Origin of the sequence: Nocardia lijiangensis NBRC 108240 (assembly GCF_001613045.1) — a bacterium.
GTDB classification, from domain to species: Bacteria; Actinomycetota; Actinomycetes; order Mycobacteriales; family Mycobacteriaceae; genus Nocardia; species Nocardia lijiangensis.
Genome location: NZ_BDBP01000083.1, coordinates 40582 through 47598 on the forward strand (window position 1 = coordinate 40582; position 7017 = coordinate 47598).

Annotated in this window: 4 protein-coding genes and 1 pseudogene; 2 read left to right on the forward strand and 3 right to left on the reverse strand. The window is 68.5% G+C overall.

Annotation, left to right across the window (positions count from 1 at the left end; all coding sequences use genetic code 11):
* Window positions 1-11: 11 nt before the first annotated feature.
* Window positions 12-1649 carry a urocanate hydratase gene (gene hutU / locus NL1_RS27615; RefSeq protein WP_373862601.1) on the forward strand — a complete coding sequence of 546 codons (1638 nt, stop codon included), beginning with the start codon at window positions 12-14 and terminating at the stop codon, window positions 1647-1649.
* A 182-nt stretch (window positions 1650-1831) separates the two neighbouring features.
* Here hutU and NL1_RS27620 read toward each other — a convergent pair whose 3' ends face one another.
* Entirely contained in the window at window positions 1832-2944 is a 1113-nt protein-coding gene (locus NL1_RS27620) for a PQQ-dependent sugar dehydrogenase (protein WP_169813613.1), read from the reverse strand.
* Window positions 2945-3773: 829 nt separating this feature from the next.
* Between NL1_RS27620 and NL1_RS27625 the strand changes: the two genes are divergently transcribed.
* On the forward strand, window positions 3774-5414 hold the full coding sequence (locus NL1_RS27625) for a CocE/NonD family hydrolase (RefSeq protein WP_162272774.1): 1641 nt from the start codon (window positions 3774-3776) through the stop codon (window positions 5412-5414).
* A 137-nt stretch (window positions 5415-5551) separates the two neighbouring features.
* On the opposite strand, the gene NL1_RS27630 is transcribed toward NL1_RS27625, so the two are convergent.
* Window positions 5552-6478 carry a DUF5995 family protein gene (locus NL1_RS27630; RefSeq protein WP_067845194.1) on the reverse strand — a complete coding sequence of 309 codons (927 nt, stop codon included), beginning with the start codon at window positions 6476-6478 and terminating at the stop codon, window positions 5552-5554.
* Between the two features lie 158 nt (window positions 6479-6636).
* Window positions 6637-7017 (reverse strand): annotated as a pseudogene (locus NL1_RS38275) (serine/threonine-protein kinase); the annotation flags it as partial.

The following is a 7017-nucleotide window of genomic DNA, read 5'->3' on the forward strand; positions in this document are numbered from 1 at the left end:
AGCATCCCACCGTGCGGGCGGCGCGCGGCACCCGGCTTACGGCCCGCACCTGGCAGACCGAGGCCGCGCTGCGCATGTTGCACAACAACCTCGACCCCGAGGTCGCCGAACGCCCGGATGACCTGGTGGTCTACGGCGGCACCGGAAAAGCGGCGAGGGATTGGGCCAGTTTCGACGCGATCAGCCGCACACTGACCACGCTCGCGCCGGACGAGACGCTGCTCGTCCAGTCGGGCAAACCGGTCGGCGTGCTGCGGACTCACGAGTGGGCGCCGCGGGTGCTGATCGCGAATTCGAACCTGGTGGGGGACTGGGCGACATGGCCGGAGTTCCGCAGGCTCGAGGCGCTCGGGCTGACCATGTACGGGCAGATGACCGCGGGCTCCTGGATCTACATCGGCACCCAGGGCATTCTGCAGGGCACCTACGAGACTTTCGCCGCCATCGCGGACAAGCGGTTCGGCGGCACCCTCGCCGGCACGCTGACGCTCAGCGCAGGCCTCGGCGGGATGGGCGGCGCGCAACCTTTGGCGGTCACCATGAACGGCGGCGCCGCGCTCATCGTCGAATGCGATCCGAAGCGGGCGCGACGGCGGCTGCGCGACCGCTACCTGGACGAGATCGCCGACGACGTCGACGACGCGATCCGCCGGGTCACCGCGGCGCGCGCGGAGCGAAAGGCATTGTCGGTCGGCCTGATCGGTAACGCGGCGGAGGTGCTGCCGCGACTGGCCGCGGCGGACCTGCCCGCCTACATCGTCACCGACCAGACCTCGGCGCACGACCCGCTGTCCTACCTGCCGCGCGGTGTCGACCTGGCCGACTGGTCCGGCTACGCGGCCCGCAAACCCGACGAATTCACCGAGCGCGCCAGGGAATCCATGGCCGAACACGTCGACGCCATGGTGCGCTTCCTGGACCGCGGCGCCGAGGTGTTCGACTACGGCAACTCGCTGCGCGGCGAGGCCCAGCTCGGCGGCTGCGCCAGGGCGTTCGACTATCCGGGTTTCGTGCCCGCCTACATCCGGCCGCTGTTCTGCGCGGGCAAGGGTCCGTTCCGGTGGGTGGCGCTGTCCGGCGACCCGTCCGACATCGCCGCGACCGATCGCGCGATCCTCGACCTGTTCCCGCACAACGAATCCCTGCGCCGGTGGATCGCTCTGGCCGGTGAGCGCGTGGCATTCCAAGGGCTGCCCGCGCGGATCTGCTGGCTCGGCTACGGCGAGCGGCACTTGGCGGGGTTGCGTTTCAACGAGATGGTCGCAAGCGGCGAGCTGCGGGCGCCGGTCGTGATCGGCCGCGACCATCTCGATTCCGGCAGCGTCGCCTCGCCCTATCGCGAAACCGAGGCGATGGCCGACGGTTCCGACGCCATCGCGGACTGGCCGCTGCTGAACGCCCTGGTGAACACCGCGTCCGGGGCCAGTTGGGTGTCGATCCACCACGGTGGCGGCGTCGGCATCGGGCGCTCGATTCACGCCGGGCAGGTGTGCGTGGCGGACGGTACCGAGCTGGCGGGTCAGAAGCTCGAGCGCGTGCTCACCAACGATCCGGCGATGGGTGTGCTGCGGCATGCGGATGCGGGGTACGAGCGCGCCCAGTCCTTCGCGGAAGCAGAAGGTCTCCGAATTCCTCTGCGGGAGAACTGAGCCGGGTCCGTCGCGGAGCGGCTGCGAATTCCCTTGCGGAAGAGCTGGGTCCGGTCCGTCGTGGTGGCGGAGGGGGCCGCGAATTCCCTTGCGGAGAGCTGAGTCGGTTCGGCGTCGTGGCGGACGGGACGCGAGTTCTCCTGCGGGAGAAGTGCGTCGGCTTCAATGGCGGCAGGAAGAGTTCAGCGCGCGGGGAACCGGAGGATGCGGTCGTCGCCGGGGCGCACGTCGCCGCGGCCGTCGGTGTTCGAGGTGGTCACCCACAGCGCTCCGTCCGGCGCCACCGCGACGGTGCGCAGGCGGCCGTAGCGCTCCTCGAATATCGCTCGCGGTACACCTGCCGATCCGTTCACCAGCGGTACGGTCCACAGTCTTTCGCCGCGCAGTGCGGCAGCGTAGAGGGTGTCGCCCGCGATGGCGATACCGGACGGGGACGCCTCGGCGGTGGTCCAGGTGACGACGGGATCGACGTACCCGCGCCCCGCACCGCCACCGCCCTCGACCGCGGGCCACCCGTAGTCGCGGTTCGGTTCGACGAGATTGATCTCGTCGAGGCGATTCTGGCCGAACTCGGCGGCGAACAGCCGTCCCGCCCGATCCCAGGCGAGACCCTGCACGTTCCGGTGGCCCAGGCTGTACACCGGAGAGTCCGGATTCGGGTTGCCCGGCGCGGGCCTGCCGTCCGGCGTCAGGCGCAAGATCTTGCCGTTCGGCGAGGCCGGATCCGGTGCCAGCGTGCTCTGCGCCGCGTCGCCGGTCCCGACGTAGAGCATGCCGTCGGGACCGAACGCGATCCGTCCGCCGTTGTGGTTGCCCGCCTTGGCGATTCCCTCGAAGACGACCTCCGGCGGGCCGTCGAGCCGGAACCGCACGATCCGGTTGTCCGCGCTCGCGGTGAAATAGGCGTACACGTAGCCGTCTTCGGCGTGCTCCGGCGACACCGCCAGACCGAGCAGCCCGCCCTCGCCGCGGGCGACGACCCCGGGCACCTGATACACCGTTTCCGGCGGCCGTCCCGGCGCGACGCGCAGAATCTTTCCGGTGTCGCGCTCGGCGACCAGCGCCGCACCATCGGGCAGGAACGCCAACCCCCACGGCACATCGATCCCCTGCGCCACCTCCTCGGGCGCCCCGAGGTCGGGCACGCCCGACGGACTGCTCGCCACGGTGCTCGTCACGACCGGCGCCGATGTCGCGTCGGTTTCGGTACGGTCCACGCCGCAGGCGCCGACCATCGAGAGCGCGAGCAGCGCGGCCGAGGCGGCCGCTCTCCCTTTCACCCGCACAGGTCCCATGATCGTTGCTCCCTGTTCGCCCGACGTCCTCGAGTTCGACGACCGAATCCGAGTCCACTCTCCGCTGCTGAGCGCCCGCGCCCGAGCCCGGATCCCTCGGTACTCGTACCGCCCTTCTCGATCATGCCTTGCGTCCGTACCGGGAGAAACCTGCCGGTCCGCCACCTCGCGAGTTCGGTCGGATCACCGGCGCCGGTCCGGGGTCCACGGACTGATCCGCGCGGCAGCGGGAAGCGGTATCCGTCGCGAGCGAAATCCTCGGCCCGCTGTTTCACCGGGCGGCGCGGCCGGTCGCGGCGTGATTTACCGCCGCAGGGCCCGGTATGCACTGGCCAGGGCACATAGGTAGCTCGATGTACCGGCGTCGCCGTCGGAGATTCGACCACGGGATTTCGAGACGGGCTGTAAAATTCTCCGCGGGCAGAGATCGGTACAGCGTTCGAGACGTGAAGGCGCGCAACAGTAATTGATTCGGATCGCAGGGCTGATAGCCCCGGGGATCTTCGTACCGGATTGCGTGGACACTACGAGCAGGGGCGCCGCATGATCCGCGTACGGCCGAGTTCATAGAATAGCCATCGCTGCACCGCGGGACCACCGCACCCAGGAAACCCGATTGCCGATCGGCAGGCCTGTGATTTCCGCCCGAGGGCGTCATCAGCCGGATCGTCGAAAGTTCTGGTAATAGCACCGAATCATGCTATGTAGCAGAAAGATTCGATCGTTCTCTTGGTTCGGGCTCTCGCTTCGTTCCGGGCAACCGACGGCACGCTCCAGGAATGTCCCAGCAGGAAATCCCTCGGACGGAAAAGAATCGAAAGGAATGGATATGTCACAGGCTCACCAGGATCGGCTGCGACTACTTTCTTCCGATCAGGAAACCGACGTCGATGCGGTCGTGCGCGACCTGCTCACCGGAGATGCCGCGGGCGTCCCGGCCGACCTCGTCGACGACATCGCCGCGGTCCGCACCCAGTGTCGCCTCGGCACCGAGAAGATTCCCGGTGCGGGCGGCGTGCTACTCGACGCCTTCGCCGCTTGGCCGCTCACCGGCGGCCCGCACCCGCTGATCATCCTGCCCGCCGGACTCGACCCCTCCGGGTGGAAAATGTACGGCGGCGCCATCATCAGGTTGTTGATGCGCCGCTACGCCGTCGTCGCCTACACCGAACGGGGTCTGCCGGGTTCCGAAGGCGAGCTGACGGTGGCAGGGCCCGAGGACATCGCGGACGGGCGCAAGGTCGTCGACTGGGCTCTCGCCAACAGCCGGCTCGACGCCGATCAGGACGCGATCGGCATGCTCGGCATCTCCTACGGTTCCGGCATCAGCCAGCTGGTCGCCAATGCGGACCGGCGGGTCAAAGCGGTCGTCGCCCTCAGCACGTGGGCGGACCTCGGCGAGGCGCTCTACGACAACCAGACCCGGCACATCATGGCCGCGGAAGCCCTCGCCGCGATCAGCGACCGGCCGAGCGACGAACTGGTGAAGGTCCTCGACGACTTCCGGAAGAACACCAATATCGAGGGGGTGCTGGAGTGGACGAAACCGCGCTCGCCCGCGCACCTGAATTCGGCCGGACGGCAATCTGTGCCAACCTTTTTCACCAGTTACTGGCACGAGACCATATTTCCGCAGAACCAGCTGCTCGACTACTTCGATCGCTACACCGGCCCCAAGCGCCTGGACCTCGCTATCGGTGACCACGGCGCCGTCGAGATTCCCGGACTCACCCTGGGCGTCTACACCCGGACCACGGAAGCCGCTTACGACTGGCTGGACCACCACCTGCGCGGGGTGGACAACGGCATCGATCGCGACGGCGTCGTGCACACCGAGACCATGGACACCTTCGTCGTGAAGGCGGCCGCGGACCTCAAATCCTGGTCGAAGTCGATGCTGCGCTACTACCTGACCGCCCCCAGCGGCGGATCCACCGACGGCACGTTGACCGCGGTTCCGACGCCGGAATACAGCCAGAGCATTCAGGCGGGCACCGAACAGGTCCAGGCGGCGAGCACGCTGGTGTTCGACGGTTTCCTCGAGCGACTCCTCATGCCCAAGCGTCAGCTGCTCGACGACGTCGACCGCAGCGCCGCCGCGGTCTGGACCACCGAGTCGCTCCCCAGGCCCCAGCGCATCGCAGGCGCCCCCGAAGTGCAGGTCACCGTCACCCCGTCCGGCAAGACGGTCACCGTGATCGCCTATCTGCTCGACCTCAACCCCTTCACCGGAAAAATGAGGGTCATCACCCATGCCGCTGTCACGGTGAAGAATGCGGAGGCCGGTCGCCCGGAGGCGGTGAACGTCCGATTGCAGGCCGCCGACTACTGGATCCCCGCCGGTCACAAGCTGACGATGATCGTCGACACCAAGGATCACCTGTACGGCGACGAAACCGTCGCGGGCAGCACCGTCACGCTGTCCGACGAGCGCGGTCCGGCTTACGTGGACCTACCCATGTCGTCCTGACCGCCGCGCCCACGGGGCGGCCCGGCAAGGCTGGAGCGCGCCCGGTTCGCGGCATCGCGACAAGCTGTGTGCACCACGCTGCGGTGTGGTGCACACAGCTTGTGTATGGACGCCGAAAGTCGTTGCGGTGGAGCCGTTCACAGTCCGCCGAGGGCGGCGAGGACTTCGAAAGCGGCGTCGCCGCTGGGCCAGAGGAGATCCATCTCGGCGCGGACGGCGGGTGCGAGGACGGGGTCTTGGAGGGCGAGTCCGTTGCCGAAGATCAGGACGTTGGCGCCTGCATCGGCCAAGCGCAGCAAGGGCTTGGTAGCCACGCCTGCACCGAGGACGGCGTCGAGGCCCTCGCCGAGGAAATAGAACCGCCAGAGCGGGCCGAGGTCGCCGCCGTAGACCACCTTGGTGACGTCGACGATGCGGAATCCTTCGATGGCGATGGCGTCGACGAGCCGGAAGTAGTCGGCTCCGTTCGCGAGGGTGCCGCGCAGCGCTGCCACCGAGAGCGAGAGGTCGATGCTGAGGTGCGCGTTGTAGCCCGCCATCGCGATCCGTGCGGGGGACAGCCCGCACTGTTTCGTCAAGCCGAAGTAGTGTGCCCAGTGCGGTTCCGTTGCGCCGCCGCTGAATTCGGCGTGCAGATTGCGCAAGAAGCGGGACAGCAGGTCGAGGCTGATCCGGTGCGACCAGTCCGGGTCGTCGAAGGCGGCCTCGTTGCGCTGCAACGGCATCACCGCCGCCTGTTCGATGGCGTCGAGCCCGAGCGCGAACACGCCTCGGAGGTCTCGGTGCTCGACGAGGATCTCGATGATCCTGCGGTGGTTGCCGACCGCGCGTTCCAGCCGTTGCAGTGCGGTGCCGGTCAGTGTGGTCGTATCGGAGAGTTCGACGATGGTGTCCACCTCGGCGGCGGACAATGGTGTGCCGCAAGCGATGTCGGGGTCGGCGGCGGGCGCGGGCGGTGCGATCACGCCCGCCAGCGCGACGAGCAGCGCGAGTGTGATCGCCAGAATCCATGCGGTGCGCGCGGGACTGTTCGGGTGCGGGACACGCGTGCCTGCCGAATTCATCGTGGCTCCGTTGGTAATGTCTCGGGGCGGGGGTGCTCCGGGTACTCGTCGAAAGATCGTGTGCCCGTGTGAAATCGCCGCGGCGACCTTCGATCGGGAGGCGCCTCTGAGGGCGGGCCAAGCCTAACCGACGCGACTCGACGCGGCCGGTTACGGCGTCAGCCGCGGTGCAATGTGCCCGCGATGGTGCCGCCGAATACGCCCGGCGTGCTGTAGGACAGCGAACCGTCCGGCTGCAGCCGCACCGTCGAGGTGGTGCCCTCGTCGGCGCAATTGGAAGGGCTGTCGGCGGTGAGCCGCGCGACGAAGGTGAGCTGATTCTCCGTCGCGGCGGTGAGTCGCTCGATCCGTGCGCAGCGCTGCCGCGACACCTTGCCGGTGTTGGCCGAGGTGGCCACCTCCTGGCCGACTTTGCCGTCCGCGACGGTCAATTCGATGTCGAAGCCGACCAAGCCGTCCGCGGCGGCGCCGCGCCAGGTGCCGACGAAGGCCTTCGGCACGCTCGTCACGGCCGCGCCCGCTGCGGTGGCGGACGGGCC